The sequence below is a fragment of the Streptomyces sp. NPDC005648 genome, from assembly GCF_040605395.1.
In the GTDB taxonomy this organism is placed as follows: domain Bacteria; phylum Actinomycetota; class Actinomycetes; order Streptomycetales; family Streptomycetaceae; genus Streptomyces.
On sequence record NZ_JBEXCS010000028.1, the window covers coordinates 55,840 to 70,710 of the forward strand.

Consider the following 14,871-nt stretch of genomic DNA (forward strand, 5'->3'; position numbering starts at 1 on the left):
CTGCGAGTGCCGGCCGGTTTCCGTCCGGGCGGCGGCGCTCCATGGAGGGAGGCGGGCAAGAGCGGAGATTTTAGGCGAGGGACCGATGCGTCCGCCAACCGATTTCCGCGGGCCTTCTACTCCGCCCCCTAGGGGATCGCCCCTCCCTCCTGCGGTGGAGGGCACACCCACGGGGGGTACCCAGGTAGCACGGCAAGTGGAGACCTGGGGCCGATGCCCCCTTTATGCCCGGAGAGCCACCATGGAGACATGAGTGCAGCGACCATCACCCCAGCCCCCGGTCGCCCGTCCGGTGCGACCCCCCTGTCCGACCTCCACGGCACCCACCGCCTCGGCAACGCACTGCGCGCGATCCGTGTCTTCGCCGGCGCCGCCTTCGACGTGGTCATACTCGGCGAGTACGGCGAGGAAGCGGGCGTACGCCGCAAGTGACGCGCGGCGCCGTCGCTCCCGCCGAGGAACCCGGGTAGCCGTTCGCTCAGTCCCCGGCGAGGATCTCGTCGGCGTCCACGATGCGGTAGGCGTACCCCTGCTCCGCAAGGAACCGCTGGCGGTGCGCGGCGAAGTCCTGGTCGATGGTGTCGCGGGCGACGACGGAGTAGAAGTGCGCCTGGTGCCCGTCGGCCTTGGGCCGCAGCACCCGGCCGAGCCGCTGGGCCTCCTCCTGCCGGGACCCGAAGGTGCCGGAGACCTGGATGGCGACGGTCGCCTCGGGAAGGTCGATGGAGAAGTTCGCGACCTTGGAGACGACCAGCACGCTGATCTCCCCCTCCCGGAACGCGCCGAAGAGCTTCTCGCGCTGGGCGTTGGAGGTCTCGCCCTTGATGACCGGGGCGTTCAGATGCTCGCCCAGCTCGTCCAGCTGGTCGATGTACTGCCCGATGACAAGGATCTGCTGCCCCGCGAACCGCCGTACCAGCGCCTCCGTGACCTTCCGCTTGGTGGCGGTGGTCGCACAGAAGCGGTACTTCTCCTCCTGCTCGGCGGTGGCGTAGGCGAGCCGCTCGGAGTCGGTCAGATTGACCCGCACCTCGACACAGTCGGCGGGCGCGATGTACCCCTGCGCCTCGATCTCCTTCCAGGGCGCGTCGAACCGCTTCGGGCCGATCAGGGAGAAGACGTCCGACTCCCGCCCGTCCTCGCGCACCAGGGTCGCGGTCAGCCCCAGTCTCCGCCGGGCCTGCAGATCGGCGGTGAACTTGAAGACGGGGGCGGGCAGCAGATGCACCTCGTCGTAGACGATGAGTCCCCAGTCCCGGGAGTCGAAGAGCTCCAGATGGGGATAGACGCCCTTCCGCCTGGTGGTCAGCACCTGGTAGGTGGCGATGGTGACGGGCCGGATCTCCTTGCGGGTCCCGCTGTACTCCCCGATCTCGTCCTCGGTGAGCGAGGTCCGCTTCACCAGCTCGTGCTTCCACTGCCGGGCGGAGACGGTGTTGGTGACGAGGATGAGCGTCGTGGACTTGGCCTGCGCCATGGACCCGGCGCCGACGAGCGTCTTGCCGGCCCCGCACGGCAGGACCACCACACCGCTCCCGCCGTGCCAGAAGTTCTCGACGGCCTGCTTCTGGTACGGCCGAAGCGCCCACCCGTCCTCGGCGAGCTCGATGGGATGCGCCTCCCCGTCCACGTACCCGGCGAGATCCTCGGCCGGCCACCCGAGCTTGAGCAGCACCTGCTTGATCTGCCCGCGCTCGGAGGGATGCACGGCCACGGTGTCCGGATCGAGGCGTGCCCCCACCAGCGGGGCGATCCGCTTGGACCGCAGCACCTCCTCCAGCACCGGCCGGTCGGTGGTGGTCAGCACCAGCCCGTGCGCGGGGTGCTTGCTGAGGGTGAGCCGCCCGTACCGGTCCATGGTCTCGGCGACGTCGACGAGCAGCGCGTGGGGCACGGGATACCGGCTGTACTGCACCAGCGCGTCCACGACCTGCTCGGCGTCATGCCCGGCGGCCCGCGCGTTCCACAGCCCGAGCGGTGTCACCCGGTAGGTGTGGATGTGCTCGGGGGCCCGCTCCAGCTCCGCGAAGGGGGCAATGGCCCGCCGGCAGGCGTCCGCCTGCTCGTGGTCGACCTCGAGCAGCAGCGTCTTGTCGGACTGGACGATCAGTGGACCATTCACGTACGCGCACATCCCTTCGGCACGGGCCAAACGTCCAGTGTGCCTCAACCGGGCGGGATCGGGCCGGGAGGATCGGCCCGGTCAGGACTAGGGCCCTGCTAGCCGTCGCCCAGCTCCGCCTGCCGCCGCAGATGCGGTCCGTACTCCGGGTCCGCCAGGGCCGCCGCGAACTGGGCCGTCAGATAGGCGAGGGGGTTGCCGGTGTCGTACCAGCGGCCCTGGATCACCTGGCCGTAGACGGCCTTGGTGGCGGCGTAGGCGTTGATGGCGTCGGTGAGGTAGATCTCGCCGGTGCGGTGCTGGTACCAGGCCTTGGTCTGCTCGCGGAGTTCGTCGACGATCCCCGGGGTGATGACATAGCCGCCGATGGCCGCGTAGGCGGAGGGCGCGTCCTGGGGCTTCGGCTTCTCGACCAGGCCCGTGATGCGCAGCAGGCCGTCGCCGAGGTCCTCCTTGACGCGGGGGACGCCGTAGCGCTGGGAGTCGGCCGGGTCCATGGGGAGCAGGGCGAGGACCGGGCAGCTGGTCGCCTCGTAGGCGCGGATCAGCTGCTGGGCGCGCGGGACGTCGGCCACGAAGACGTCGTCCGGCCACAGGACGAGGAGCGGCTCGTCGCCGGTGTTGCGGGCGGCGTTGAGGACCGGGGTGCCGTTGCCGTACGGGCCGTGCTGGTCGAGGTAGGTGATGTGGCCGCGCCGGGACAGCTCGCCGACCTCCTCCACGGCGTCCGCGTACGCCGTCTTGCCGTCCGCCCGCAGCTGGGCGACCAGCCCCGGATTCGGCCGGAAATGCTCCTGGATCAGGCCCTTGCCGCCCGACACGACGATCGTGATGTCGGTGATCCCGGACGCCACGAGCTCGCGGACCGTGTGCTCGATGACCGGCTTGTCGCCGACCGGCAGCATCTCCTTGGGGATCGCCTTGGTGAGCGGAAGGAGGCGGGAGCCCAGCCCGGCGGCGGGGATGACCGCCCTGCGGATGGTCGTGGCCATGGAGTCGGTCCCTTTCGTCGGTGGTCGCGTCCAGGAGACTGCCCGGCTGAGGTTGCGCGAAGGCATCCGGGGGACGACCGGAGGTCGCGTTCAGGCCTCGTCGGCCAGCTCCGCCACCCCGGTCACCCGGTGCAGCGGATACGTCCGCACCTCGTCCGCCGTGTGGTCGTACGCCGTCACGAAGCCGCCCTCGACGCGGATCGGGGCGATCACCCGCTGGCTGGCCGCGCCCTCGGCGTTGACGTAGCCGATCCACAGGGCCTCGCCGGTCAGGACGGCGGCCTGCATGGTGGCCAGGGTCTCGGCGGGGCCGGTGCGCGGAAGGTCGGTGGAAGGGGACGCGGAGGGCGTCTGCTTGCGCGGGGCGGTCGACGCCAGGTCGCCCGCCCGGATGGCCCGGATCGCGGCCGCGAGCAGTGTGGCGTCCGGGGTCGGCGGGCCGTCCGGGACCGGCTCGGGGGCGGTGCGCGGCGGAGTGCGGTGGGCGTCGGCCCGGGTGATCAGGACATCTCCCTCGGCCGACTCGGCGGCCGGCGCGAAGCCCATCGCGCGCAGCCCCTCCAGGAGGGTCGCCGGGTCGGCCTGGGTGGCCAGCACGGTCGGCGCGAGGCGGCGCAGCCGCAGGGCCGCGGCCCGCTTGTCGGCCATGATCTCGTTGAGCAGGGCGTCGTCGTCGCAGCGGACGTACGCCGAGGCCGCCCCCACCCGCAGATGCCCGTGCCTACGGGCCACGTCGTCGATCAGATACGCCAGCGGCTGCGGTACCGGCGTACGGGAGTGCGCGGCGAGGAAGGCGTGCAGGTCGGAGGCGGCCCGGCCGGCGTCCAGGGCGCGGCGCACGGAGGCGGGGGTGAAGCGGTAGACCGTCGCGCCGCCCTTGGACTCCACGTCGGCCAGGACGCCGAGCACGTCGGCGAGCGGCCGCTCCAGCGGGCCCGGGGCCACCGCCGTGAGGTCGGCCTGGAGCAGGACGTGGTCGAGGGGTTCGGGCAGGAGCGGTGCGAGAAGGCGGGCGGCGGCCGCGGAGGCCACGGCCTGTTCGGCGGGGGAGAGGGGTTCGAGGGCCTGCTCGGCGGGGGAGAGGGGTTCGAGGGCGACCGGCACATGATGGACGGGCAGCTTGTCCCCGGGACCGGAGGACTCGGGGGACTCGGCGGACCTGGAGGACTTGGAGGACTCTCGCGCAGGGGCCGGCGCGGCCGCCGGCGCCCCCAGCAGCGCCCTCCCCTGGGCCGACAGCGCTCCCCGGCCCGTCACCCCGAGCATCTCCGCCTCGGACAGCGTCCAGCGGGCGAGCCGGGCGCGCAGGTCGTCCTCGCGGCGCTGCGGGCGCTCCCACTGGAGACGGGCCAGCACCGAATCGGCCGACGGGGAGGTGCCCTCCGGGAGGCCCGCGAGGAGGCTCAGCACCCGGTGCCGTACCTCCGGCGCGGCGCTGCGGTCCAGGCCCGGGCCGAGCGCGGAGAGCGTACGGTCCTTCGCGTCCCGGCCCCCGACCAGGCCGGCCGTGCGGGTGGCCGTCAGCCAGGCCTCCGCGAGGCGCGCCCAGCGCTGGGCGGCGGGCTGCTCCAGCCACTCGTCGTAGGCCGGGGTCGCCGCGTACCGTTCGTCGGCCTCGCCGTCGGAGGCCAGCAGACCGGCCGCGTAGGCGAGTTCGGCCCAGAACGCGGCGATCGGCTCGGAGACGTCGAGGGCGACGGCGGTCCGCTTCAGGTCGCGCACGCTCAGCCCGCCGGCCCGCAGTACGGCCGGCCCGCCCTCGTCCCAGTCCTTCAGCAGCTCCTCCACGGTGGCCAGCGCGGTGTAGGCCTGCCCGGCCGCCGTCGTGTCCACAACCTGTGGACGGTGCGTGGCGGCCGGTTCGAGGGAGGGCGGGAGGGGCTCGGTGGCACGGTGCGCGAGACCGGCCCGCAGATGCAGGGCCACCTCCCGCGGCAGTACGACGGTGCCGGGCGCCGTGGGCAGCAGCAGGCCCCGGTCGAGGAGCCAGCGCAGACGGGGCGCGGGATCGGCGGTGACCTGGCCGTACGGCGGACCCCAGACCAGCCGGTCGAGGACGTCCCGCGACTCCGGGGACCCCTGGGCGAGCAGCGCGGCCATCCGCTTGCGGTGGGTGAACAGGCCGGTCAGCGCGGCCACGGCGGAGACCGTGTCGTGGGTCGAGGGCAGCCCGGCGGTGGTGACGATCTCCTGGATCCGGCCCGGAGACATCCCGGCCGTCGCCTCCCGCACCGTCGGCCCGAGCCCCGTCGGGGACGGGTGCTGCGGGGACGGCGCCAGCAACTCCCGTGCCGTCCGCACCAGCCGCAGCGTGTCGTCCGTGCCCCACACCAGCGCCTGCTCGCGCAGGGTGCCCAGGGCGCGGGGGAGCGCCGCCGAGACCGTCGGGTCGCCCTGGTCGCCGGTCATCAGGCCGAGCAGTTCCCCGTACGACGCCGGGTCCGCCGCCACCGCCAGGGCCTGGGCCGTCTGCAGCGCGAAACGGTCCAGCCGCTCCAGGGCACGGACGACCGAGGCGCGGGTGCCGGCGCGGGTGGCGAGCTGGGTGAGGTCGGTGGGGACGGGGGTGATGAGATCGGGACGGGCGCGGAAGAGCTGCGCCAGGGAGGGGTCGTCCCTGAGCCGCAGTGCTTCAGCGAGGGAGCGCGGGCCGGGGGTGCTCATCTGACCCACGTTAGCGGGTGCCCGGTGCCGGGGCGGGCGCCGCCGGGGGCCGCGCCCCCGGACCCCCAAGCACGCCGGGCGGCGCCGAAAGACGGCTGGCCTGCGATACCTTCGTTCCGGCAGGGGCCAACGCACCAACCCCGGAGGGGACTTCGTGGGGATCGAAAGCGACAAGGTCGTCTACGAGTATCTGAGCCGCGTCGGTGACGTGGCCCAGCAGCGCCAGTTGCCCTCGGGCGCCCGGATGCGCCTCGTCTCCGAGCTGCGCAACGAGATCGACCGGCGCCGGGCCGGAGCCACGGCCGACAGTCCCGCCGCCGTCCGCCGGATCATCTCCCGGCTCGGCACGCCCGACGAGGTCGTCAGGGCGGCGGGCGGCGCGGACGGCACCGGTGCGGTCCCGGTCGCCCCCACCCATGTGCCCGTGCAACGCGACGACGAGCCGGGTGAGGGGGAGCGCAGGAAGGGGCTGGGCGCGTTCGGCCGGGTCGTGCCCCGGCCACGTACCGCCAGGTCCGGCGGCCCGGCCGACCTCACCAAGTCCACGGACGCCACCGACCGCACCGGGTCCGGCCGGCCCGCGCCGCCCCACCTCGCCGGCCCCGACGAACTCGGTGACGGTGCGGCGCCGCCCGACTGGTGGCGGGTGGGCGGGACCCGGCTGGAGGACGACAACCTGCCCCCGGGGTTCATCGGCGGCGTGGAGATCCCCGGCCTGCTCAAGCCGCCCCCGCGCCCCCGGCAGGCGCCGGACGCGGTGACCGCGCCGCCGGCGGCGGGCAAGGGCGCGGAAGCCGTGGAGACCGGGGAGAACGCGGAGGGCGAGGAGCCGGGTGGCGTGACCGCCGCCCCCGCCCCCCGCCGCCGTCTCCTCCCGCGCCCCCGAGGCGCCGGCCGCTGGAGCAACCCCCTCCTCCTGCTCGCCGCCGCGCTCCTCGTCGCGGGAGCCGTCCTCGGGAACTGGTTCGCCCTGCTGCTCGGCTGGGTCATCGCCTACGCCTCCCGGCGCCTGACCCAGAACGAGTCGAAGTGGGCCGTGATGGGCATGCCGGGGATCGCCGTCGCCGCCGGCATCGCATGGCTGTGGGGGCGCCAGAACGGCCGCTGGGGCGACCCCATCGCCCAGGGCCACATGAACGACGCCATCTCCCAGACCTGGCCCTGGGTCGTACGCGGCGCCGCCGTACTCTCGGCACTCTTCGTCGCATGGCGCTCGCAGCGACGGCCGTAGCGGAGGCCGCGGAGAAGGCCGTGGCGAGTTGTGGCGGAGGCCGTAGCGGAGACCGTAGGGGAGCCCGTGGCGGAGACCTCAGGGAAGGCCATGGCGGAGGCCCAAGGTAAGGCCGTGGCGGAGGTCCCAGGGAAGGTCGGGGCGGGGCGTGGCGGAAGCCCTGGCGGAGGCCGCGGTTGAGTTGTGGCGGGGTCCGAGCTCGTGGCGGAGGCCGTTGGGGAGGCCCGGGGGCGGGGTTCAGGGGGGGGGGGCAGCGGGTGGAGGGGTGCGTCACAGCCTGTGGTCGCATCGGCGTTTTGCCGGATGGGCACAATGGCCCATATGGCCTCCTCCTCCGCCGCTGCCCCTGTCCCCGCCCTCACCGTCGGCTTCGATCTCGACATGACCCTCATCGACTCCCGGCCCGGCATCCGCGCCTGCTACGAGGCGCTGGCCGAGCGGACCGGGACGTACATCGACGCCGACCTCGCGGTGACGCGGCTCGGGCCGCCGCTCGCCGAGGAGTTGATCAACTGGTTCCCGCAGGAGCGGATCGGGGAGATGGCCGATCTGTACAGGTCGCTCTACCCGGGCATCGCGATCGCCGCCACGCCCGCCATGGCCGGCGCGCGCGAGGCCGTCGACGCCGTGCACGCGGCCGGCGGCCGGGCCGTCGTCGTCACCGCGAAGTACGAGCCGAACGCCAAGCTGCACCTGGAGCACCTCGGCATCCGCCCCGACGAAGTGGTCGGTGACCTGTGGGCGGAGCGGAAGGCGGAGGCGCTGAGGGAGCACGGCGCCGGGGTCTACGTCGGCGACCACATCGGCGATGTGCGCGGGGCCCGTAAGGCCGAGGCGCTGTCCGTCGCGGTGGCCACCGGGCCGTGCAGCGCGGAGGAACTGACCTCCGCGGGAGCCGATGTCGTGCTGGGCGATCTCACCGAGTTTCCCGGCTGGTTGGCCGAATACGGCCGCTACGCCGACGGGCGTTCCGCGCGCGCCTGACGCCGTCCGGCCGCAATGGACCGCAGCACTCCGGCGGCGGCGATCAGGAAGCCGACGCCCATGAGCATGCTCAGTCCGAACATATATGTCGGAAATGGCTTCGCGTGGAGGAACAGCGGAGCCACTGTGACGAGAGTGGCCACGGCACCGGCGAAGAACACGATGGCACCGGCACGGATCAGTCGGTCACCGGGAGCGGCGGAATTCGTTTGGGTTTTGTCACGCACCGGACCAGGGTAGTTCCCAGCGCGAAGGAACAACCCGGCGACGTCTTGTCACCGGCCTGAAGACCATTAGCCTTGGTACCGGCGGGTCCACGACGACCCGCCCAAGTGCTATCAAGAGCCGTTCATCAGCAGTTTCCCGAAGCAGTTTTCCGACGAGTACGAGGACGAGGACAGACGTGCCTACCGGCAAGGTCAAGTGGTTCAACAGCGAGAAGGGCTTCGGCTTTCTCTCCCGTGACGACGGCGGTGACGTCTTCGTCCATTCCTCGGTCCTCCCCGCCGGAGTAGACACACTCAAGCCGGGACAGCGCGTGGAGTTCGGAGTGGTCGCCGGGCAACGCGGTGACCAGGCCCTTTCCGTGACGATTCTGGACCCGACCCCCTCGGTCGCGGCGGCCACCCGTAAGAAGCCGGACGAACTGGCCTCCATCGTCCAGGACTTGACGACCCTTCTGGAGAACATCACGCCGATGCTGGAGAAGGGCCGCTACCCGGACAAGGTCTCGGGCAAGAAGATCGCCGGTCTGCTGCGCGCGGTCGCAGATCAGCTCGACGTGTAAAACTGGCCGGGTGAGCGATATACGCACCGAGCCCGAGGACGGGGCCGCCACCAGGGTTGCCCCGTCCGCCGAGCTCCTGGAGCGGATCCGGCGGCAGCGGCGGCACGCCCTGGAGCTGCTGACGGTGTCCGCCGTCGGTCTCGTCCCGTGGACGGTCCTGCTGTGGTTCACGCTGCCCAGCGGCTACACGGTCCGGCAGTGGCGTACGGCCTGGGTCGGCTTCGACGGTCTGCTCATCCTGGCGATGGCCACCACGGCCCTCCTCGGCTGGCTCCGCCACCGCGCGGCGGCCGTGGCGGCCTCCGCGACGGCGGCCCTGCTGCTCTGCGACGCCTGGTTCGACGTGTCCCTGGCCCTCGGCACCTCGGGCGTCTGGCTCTCGGCGGTCCTCGCGGTCGCCGTGGAGGTCCCCCTCGCGGTCTTCCTCATCCGCAAGGTCCTGGGCATGCTGTCCCTGGCCCAGTGGCCGCCCCGCACCCCGCTGGGCGACGGCGACCACAACGGCTGAGGGCGCGGGACGTCAGGGAAACGCCAGCGCGTCCGGCCCCAGGGCCGGCAGCAGTCCCTCCGCGGCCGCCCGCGTCAGCAGCCCCCGGACCGCCGCGTACCCGTCCTCGCCCAGATCCGCGGTGAACTCGTTCACGTACAGCCCGATGTGCTGGTCCGCCACCGCCGGATCCATCTCCTGCGCGTGCTCCATGACATACGGCCGGGAGACCTCGGGCTCGTCCCAGGCGGCCCGCACCGAGGCGCGGACGGAGTCCGCGAGGCCGGTCAGGGCCCGCGCTCCCAGCGACCGCTTCGCGATGATCGCCCCCAGCGGGATCGGCAGCCCGGTCGTCTCCTCCCAGTGCTCGCCCATGTCGGCCAGCTTGTGCAGCCCGTAGTTCTGGTACGTGAACCGCGCCTCGTGGATGACGAGCCCCGCGTCGACCTTGCCGTCCCGCACGGCGGGCATGATCTCGTGGAAGGGCATGACCACGATCTCGCCGACCCCGCCCGGGACCGTGTCCGCGGCCCAGAGCCGGAACAGCAGGTACGCCGTCGACCGCTCGCTCGGTACGGCGACCGTACGGCCGGTGAGGTCCACCCCGGCCTCCCGGGTCAGCACCAGCGGCCCGCACCCACGCCCCAGCGCACCCCCGCACGGCAGCAGGGCGTACTCGTCGAGGACGTAGGGGAGCACGGCGTACGACACCTTCAGCACGTCGAGCTCGCCGCGCTCGGCCATGCCGTTGGTGATGTCGATGTCGGCGAAGGTCACCTCCAGCGCGGGGGCGCCGGGGACCCGGCCGTGGGCGAGGGCGTCGAAGACGAAGGTGTCGTTCGGGCAGGGGGAGTACGCGATCCGCAGCGGCTGCTCACTGGTCATGTGGGTTCCAACTCTCCAGGACGGGTGCGAGCTTCCCGAAGGCCGCCGTCAGGGCGGTGAGCGCGTCGCCGACGCGCCAGGCGGCGCGGTCGCGGGGGCCCACGGGATTGGAGACGGCACGGACCTCCAGCACGGGCACCCCGTGCGCCGCGGCCGCCTCGGCCACCCCGAAGCCCTCCATGGCCTCGGCGAGGGCACGGGGGTGGCGGGCGCGCAGTTCGGCGGCCCGCTCGGCGGTGCCGGTCACGGTGGAGACGGTGAGTACGGTGCCGGTTCGTGCGCCGGTGGCGGCCGCGAGGTCTCGTACGAGTGTTTCCGGTGGACGGTGGCTGACGGTTCCGAAGCCGAGTTCGGTGACCGGGAGAAAGCCGTCGGGGGTCTGGGCGCCGAGGTCGGCGACGGTGATCTCGTCGGCGACGACGAGCGAGCCGACAGGCGCCCCGGGCTGGAAGCCACCGGCGATACCGGCGCAGACGACGAGGTCGTAGGGGGTGCCGGCGAGGGCGGCGGCGGTGAGCGCGGAGGAGGTGGAGGCGGCGGCGAGGGCGGGCCCCACACCGACGGCGGCCAGGTCGGACGCCACCGCTGTGCCCACCGCCGGTCCGGTGGCCTCCGGAGCCCGCCGGACCAGGGTCAGCCCGGGCAGCCGTACCTCACGGACCGGCCCCGGACACGCCCGTGCCACCGCGTCCCGCTCGACGGGGACCGCGGTGGCCACGAGTACGCGAAGCCCAGCGGCAGCGATCAGTCGTCCTTCTTCAGCTTGAAGGACCACAGGCCCGTCACGCCGGTGCCGCTCTTCTTGCCGTCGCCGGCCTTGATGGAGACCAGGGTGGAGTTGCCCGTGGCGCCGTACTGCTGGTTGAAGAAGACGCTGCCCGGGATGGTGCGGTAGGTCTTGTCGCTGTCCTCGGTGAGCGGCTGACCGTTCATCAGGATCGTCCAGCGCTTGTCGGCGATCTTCGGGTCGACGCCGAAGCGGACCGTGTCGTCGGGGTCGACCTTGATGGACTTGATGTCCTTGTCCTTCAGGCACTTCGTCAGGTCCGCGGTGTTCAGGGCGTTGCCCTCACCGCCGCAGGTGGCCTCCTCGCTGACCGAGGAGCGGCCGACCGTGATCGTCGACAGCGGCGTCGGCTTGTCACAGGCCGACAGGACGAGCAGTCCGGCGGAAACGGCGCCGGCGGCGGCGACGGCGCGGCGGCGTCGCACTACGGATTGCGAGAAGGTCATGGGCCGAAGGCTATCTGGCCCACCTCACGCCTTCCTTACGTGGGGTACGACGTGCCTGTGTCGTGCACCACGTGTTACGCCACGCGGGGCTTGGCGCCGCCGCCGTGCCGGGCGGAACCCAGCAGTCCGCGCACGGTCGTCAGCCATCCCGTGGCGATGACCGCGGCGGCCAGCCAGAAGCCCGCCGGGCCGTTCAGCGGCATCACGATGCCGACCGCCCCGCCCAGCACCCAGGCCATCTGCAGCATGGTCTCCGAGCGCGCGAACGCCGAGGTGCGCACCAGCTCCGGTACGTCCCGCTGGATCAGCGCGTCCAGGGACAGCTTGGCCAGCGCCAGGCAGAAACCGGTCGTCGCGGTGAGACACGCCACCAGGAACGCCCCGAAGAAGACCGCGGCGACGATGGCCGCGCCCAGCACCACGGCCACCACGGTCACGATGATGATCTCCGGTGCCCGCTGCCGCAGCCACGCCCCCACCGCCGTACCCAGCGCGTTTCCCGCGCCCGCCGCCACGGCCACTATGCCCAGCGACACGGCCGCGCTGGAGCCGGTCAGCGGGTGCTCGCGCAGCAGGAAGGCGAGGAAGAAGGTCAGGAAGCCCGAGAGCCAGCGCAGGGCCGCGTTGGCACCCAGGGCGTGGGTGACGGCGATGCCGACGGTGCGCAGGCCCGGCCGCTTGACCGGCTGCCGGTGCGGCCCGTGCAGATGCCCCTCGTCCGCCGCGAGCAGCGCCACGTCCTCGCCCTTGGCCGAGTCGACCTTCGGCGCCAGGGTGAAGGACAGGAACATGCCCCAGAGGTAGATCACGAAGGCGCCGTACAGCGGCCAGCGCGGTCCGATGGCGTGCAGTCCGGCGCCGATGGGGGCGGCGACACCGGTGGCGAGGAGCCCGCCGAGGGTGACCCGCGAGTTGGCCTTCACCAGGGAGAAGCGGGGCGGGAGGAGGCGCGGGACCACCGCACTGCGCACGACCCCGTACGCCTTGGAGGCGACCAGCACGCCCAGCGCGGCCGGGTACAGCTGGAGACTTCCGGTGGTGACGGCGCTGGCGATGATCAGTGCCAGCAGGGCGCGGGCCAGCATCGAGGCGGCCATGGCGGCACGCCGGCCGTGCGGGAGCCGGTCGAGGAGCGGTCCGATGACGGGGGCGAGGACGGTGAAGGGCGCCATGGTGATGGCGAGGTAGAGCGCGACGCGTCCCCGGGCCTCGTCGGTCGGCACGGAGAAGAAGACCGTGGAGGCGAGCGCGATGGTGATCATCAGGTCGCCCGCGCCGTTCACGGCGTGCAGCTCGATCAGCTTGCCGAGCCCGGATTCCCCGGCTCCATGGGCGTGCGTCGCCTTTCTGATGCCGCGCGCCGTGCCGGTGAACGGAAGGTGCAGGGCACGGCCGACCGCGCGGACGGGACCGGTCCACCGTCCCGAACCACTTCGGATTCCCGTCGCTCCCTGGGGTGTCCTCGCGGTTGCCACCACGTCATAGTGCCCCGAGTTGGCCGTGGGTAGTGCGGTTACCGCGCGTATGAACGCCTACGAAGTGAACGAACCATCACGTCGGTGTAGGCCGAGCGGTCTCGAACAGGTAGCGTGCGTAGCGCGCCGTGGCGAACGTTCTCGGCCGCGCGCCTCTCGGACATCCCGCAGAATGGATGTATGAGGTGCGCCCGAGCGCGATCGGGCGCGGACGTCGACGCGGTCCTTCGGTCCGCTCCGTCCGCTCCCAACCGCCTTCAGGCCGGCGCACCCGAGTGACGGCGTAGGAGAGAAGCGATACCTGTGAGCGCAGCGACAACGCGAAGCCGCACCCCCGACCGCCTGTGTGCCGAGGCCGTCGACCTCGCCCGCGCCGCAGCCGAGGAGGCGGCCGCGCCCGGAGTGGTGGGTGAGCACGCGGGCGTGGAGAGCGAGGGCGACCGTGTTGTCACGCACTTCTTCGAGTGCAAGGAGCTCGGGTACCGGGGCTGGCGCTGGGCCGTCACCGTCGCCCGCGCGTCCCGCGCGAAGGTGGTGACACTGGACGAGGTGGTCCTGCTCCCCGGCCCGGACGCCCTTCTCGCCCCCGAGTGGGTCCCGTGGAGCGAGCGCCTGCGCCCGGGAGACATGGGTCCGGGGGATCTCCTTCCCACCGACGCCGAGGATCTGCGCCTGGAGCCCGGCTACTCGGGCGAGGACGAGCCGCCCCCCGCCTCGCCCGTCTCGGAGGAGATGGCGGAGCTGGTGGAGGCGGAGGACGCGGAGGTCACGGGCGGCACGCCCGCGAACCTCCCGGTCGTCCCGCTGCGCGGCACGATCGCCGCGGTCGCCGAGGAGCTGGGCATGCGCCGGGCACGCGTCCTGTCCCGCTACGGCCTGCACGTCGCCGCCGACCGCTGGGAGGAGTCCTACGGCGCCAAGACGCCCATGGCCCAGGCGGCCCCGGCGTCCTGCGTCAGCTGCGGGTTCCTCCAGCCGATCGGCGGCTCGCTCGGCCAGGCCTTCGGCGTCTGCGCCAACGAGTTCTCGCCGGCGGACGGCCATGTGGTGTCGCTGTCGTACGGCTGCGGTGGCCACTCGGAGGCCGCGGTCATGCCGAAGCCGCCCCAGCCGGCCCCGCCGGTGATCGACGAGACCAGGGTCGACCCGTTCCCGCTGCGGCCCGCGGCGGACTCGGGGTCGGTACCGGTGCTGGCGGACGAGGACGTCGCGGAGCTGGGTCACTCGTAGGGCGGCGCTTTCACGCCTCCTCCGGGTCCCAGTCCCGCAGCCGGCTGAACAGGCTCGGGTCGCCTTCGGGTTGGAGGGAGTCCAGGGGAATGCGGTCGTAGAGGAAGAGGACCAGTTCCGAGGCCGTGCCCCGGGCGGAGGCGGTCGCGGGGGCCGGGGCGGGCGTGGCGAGACGGGTGAAGCGGGCGCCGTCCGGGGAGAGGAAGAGGCGCCAGGAGCGGCCCTCGGTGGCGTGGTAGTCGACGGTGGCCGGCTCGTGCGGCCAGGTGCCCGTCCAGGCGACGCAGGTGGAGAGGAACTCCTCGACGCCGTCGAGCGCGGCCTCGACCGGGAGCGGCTGTGCGGCACCCGCGGTGAGCTGGGCGTCGTAGGTGTGGACCGTGGCCTCCTGGACCTGATGGCGGGCGACCGCGCCGCTGGTCTGCGGGGACTCCGACTTGCCCCACCAGGTCCAGCAGTCGCGGTCCGGGCCGAACTCCCGCAGCGCGCCCAGCAGTTGGTCCGTGGACTCGGCCGACCAGGCGAGCAGCGCGGCGCGGTCCCGGGGCGAGTCCGGGACCGGTGTGCCCGTGGGGCCGTCGGCGGGGCCCGCGGTGACGTTGGCGGCCCAGCGGCGGTGTACGTCGCCCAGGTGGCGCACCAGATCCCGCAACGCCCAGTCGGGGCAGGTCGGCACCCGCGCGTCGAGGTCGGGCGCCGAGGCGACGGCGGCGCGGAAGGCCGCGGACCGTTCCTCGATCAGCCGCAGCCGGGCCGGGAATTCCAGAGTCTCTTCCACTCC

15 protein-coding genes are annotated in these 14,871 nt (G+C 72.9%); 6 read left to right on the forward strand and 9 right to left on the reverse strand.

All coding sequences use genetic code 11. The features are described from left to right. The first annotated feature begins 249 nt into the window (after positions 1-249). Positions 250-432, forward strand: coding sequence for a hypothetical protein (locus ABZT17_RS18435; protein WP_356350044.1), 183 nt, complete (start codon positions 250-252; stop codon positions 430-432). Positions 433-478: 46 nt separating this feature from the next. Here ABZT17_RS18435 and ABZT17_RS18440 read toward each other — a convergent pair whose 3' ends face one another. The 3 genes from ABZT17_RS18440 to ABZT17_RS18450 all read right to left on the reverse strand — a co-directional run bounded on the left by ABZT17_RS18440 (position 479) and on the right by ABZT17_RS18450 (position 5,778). Then, positions 479-2,122 (reverse strand): DNA repair helicase XPB, encoded by a 1,644-nt coding sequence (locus ABZT17_RS18440; RefSeq protein WP_356350047.1) that lies wholly within the window; start codon positions 2,120-2,122, stop codon positions 479-481. Between the two features lie 98 nt (positions 2,123-2,220). Next, the gene (locus ABZT17_RS18445) at positions 2,221-3,114 is read right to left on the reverse strand and encodes a UTP--glucose-1-phosphate uridylyltransferase (RefSeq protein ID WP_356350049.1); all 894 of its coding nucleotides are present in this window, start codon (positions 3,112-3,114) and stop codon (positions 2,221-2,223) included. A 90-nt stretch (positions 3,115-3,204) separates the two neighbouring features. Then, the gene (locus ABZT17_RS18450) at positions 3,205-5,778 is read right to left on the reverse strand and encodes a helicase C-terminal domain-containing protein (protein WP_356350051.1); all 2,574 of its coding nucleotides are present in this window, start codon (positions 5,776-5,778) and stop codon (positions 3,205-3,207) included. A gap of 154 nt (positions 5,779-5,932) precedes the next feature. Between ABZT17_RS18450 and ABZT17_RS18455 the strand changes: the two genes are divergently transcribed. Both ABZT17_RS18455 and ABZT17_RS18460 read left to right on the forward strand, forming a co-directional pair. Then, complete coding sequence (locus tag ABZT17_RS18455; RefSeq protein ID WP_356350054.1) at positions 5,933-7,009, forward strand: hypothetical protein; 1,077 nt, start codon at positions 5,933-5,935, stop codon at positions 7,007-7,009. Between the two features lie 312 nt (positions 7,010-7,321). Next, positions 7,322-7,993, forward strand: a complete 672-nt coding sequence (locus tag ABZT17_RS18460) for an HAD family hydrolase (protein WP_356350057.1) — start codon at positions 7,322-7,324, stop codon at positions 7,991-7,993. Here the strand turns inward: ABZT17_RS18460 and ABZT17_RS18465 are convergent. Beyond that, positions 7,963-8,220 (reverse strand): hypothetical protein, encoded by a 258-nt coding sequence (locus ABZT17_RS18465; RefSeq protein ID WP_356350059.1) that lies wholly within the window; start codon positions 8,218-8,220, stop codon positions 7,963-7,965. The two genes, ABZT17_RS18460 and ABZT17_RS18465, sit on opposite strands and share 31 nt — an antisense overlap. Positions 8,221-8,396: 176 nt before the next feature. Between ABZT17_RS18465 and ABZT17_RS18470 the strand changes: the two genes are divergently transcribed. Continuing rightward, positions 8,397-8,780, forward strand: a complete 384-nt coding sequence (locus ABZT17_RS18470; RefSeq protein ID WP_356350062.1) for a cold-shock protein — start codon at positions 8,397-8,399, stop codon at positions 8,778-8,780. 10 nt (positions 8,781-8,790) lie between these two features. Continuing rightward, complete coding sequence (locus ABZT17_RS18475) at positions 8,791-9,288, forward strand: hypothetical protein (RefSeq protein ID WP_356350064.1); 498 nt, start codon at positions 8,791-8,793, stop codon at positions 9,286-9,288. Between the two features lie 12 nt (positions 9,289-9,300). Here the strand turns inward: ABZT17_RS18475 and ABZT17_RS18480 are convergent, their stop codons facing one another. From ABZT17_RS18480 to ABZT17_RS18495, 4 genes are all read right to left on the reverse strand, one after another. Then, positions 9,301-10,152, reverse strand: a complete 852-nt coding sequence (locus ABZT17_RS18480) for a 1,4-dihydroxy-6-naphthoate synthase (protein WP_356350067.1) — start codon at positions 10,150-10,152, stop codon at positions 9,301-9,303. Next, a complete protein-coding gene (locus ABZT17_RS18485; protein ID WP_356350070.1) occupies positions 10,142-10,870 on the reverse strand; it encodes a futalosine hydrolase in 729 nt (242 codons plus the stop codon). Before ABZT17_RS18485 ends, ABZT17_RS18480 begins: the two co-directional genes overlap by 11 nt. Positions 10,871-10,896: 26 nt before the next feature. Beyond that, positions 10,897-11,385 carry a DUF2771 domain-containing protein gene (locus ABZT17_RS18490; RefSeq protein ID WP_356350073.1) on the reverse strand — a complete coding sequence of 163 codons (489 nt, stop codon included), beginning with the start codon at positions 11,383-11,385 and terminating at the stop codon, positions 10,897-10,899. A 74-nt stretch (positions 11,386-11,459) separates the two neighbouring features. Beyond that, positions 11,460-12,860 carry an MFS transporter gene (locus ABZT17_RS18495; RefSeq protein WP_356350075.1) on the reverse strand — a complete coding sequence of 467 codons (1,401 nt, stop codon included), beginning with the start codon at positions 12,858-12,860 and terminating at the stop codon, positions 11,460-11,462. A 303-nt stretch (positions 12,861-13,163) separates the two neighbouring features. Here ABZT17_RS18495 and ABZT17_RS18500 point away from each other — a divergent pair, with 303 nt between their 5' ends. After that, complete coding sequence (locus ABZT17_RS18500) at positions 13,164-14,090, forward strand: DUF3027 domain-containing protein (RefSeq protein ID WP_356350077.1); 927 nt, start codon at positions 13,164-13,166, stop codon at positions 14,088-14,090. Positions 14,091-14,100: 10 nt separating this feature from the next. Here ABZT17_RS18500 and ABZT17_RS18505 read toward each other — a convergent pair whose 3' ends face one another. Continuing rightward, positions 14,101-14,868: a maleylpyruvate isomerase N-terminal domain-containing protein gene (locus ABZT17_RS18505; protein WP_356350080.1), complete on the reverse strand. Its 768-nt coding sequence runs from the start codon at positions 14,866-14,868 to the stop codon at positions 14,101-14,103. Between the last annotated feature and the right edge of the window lie 3 nt (positions 14,869-14,871).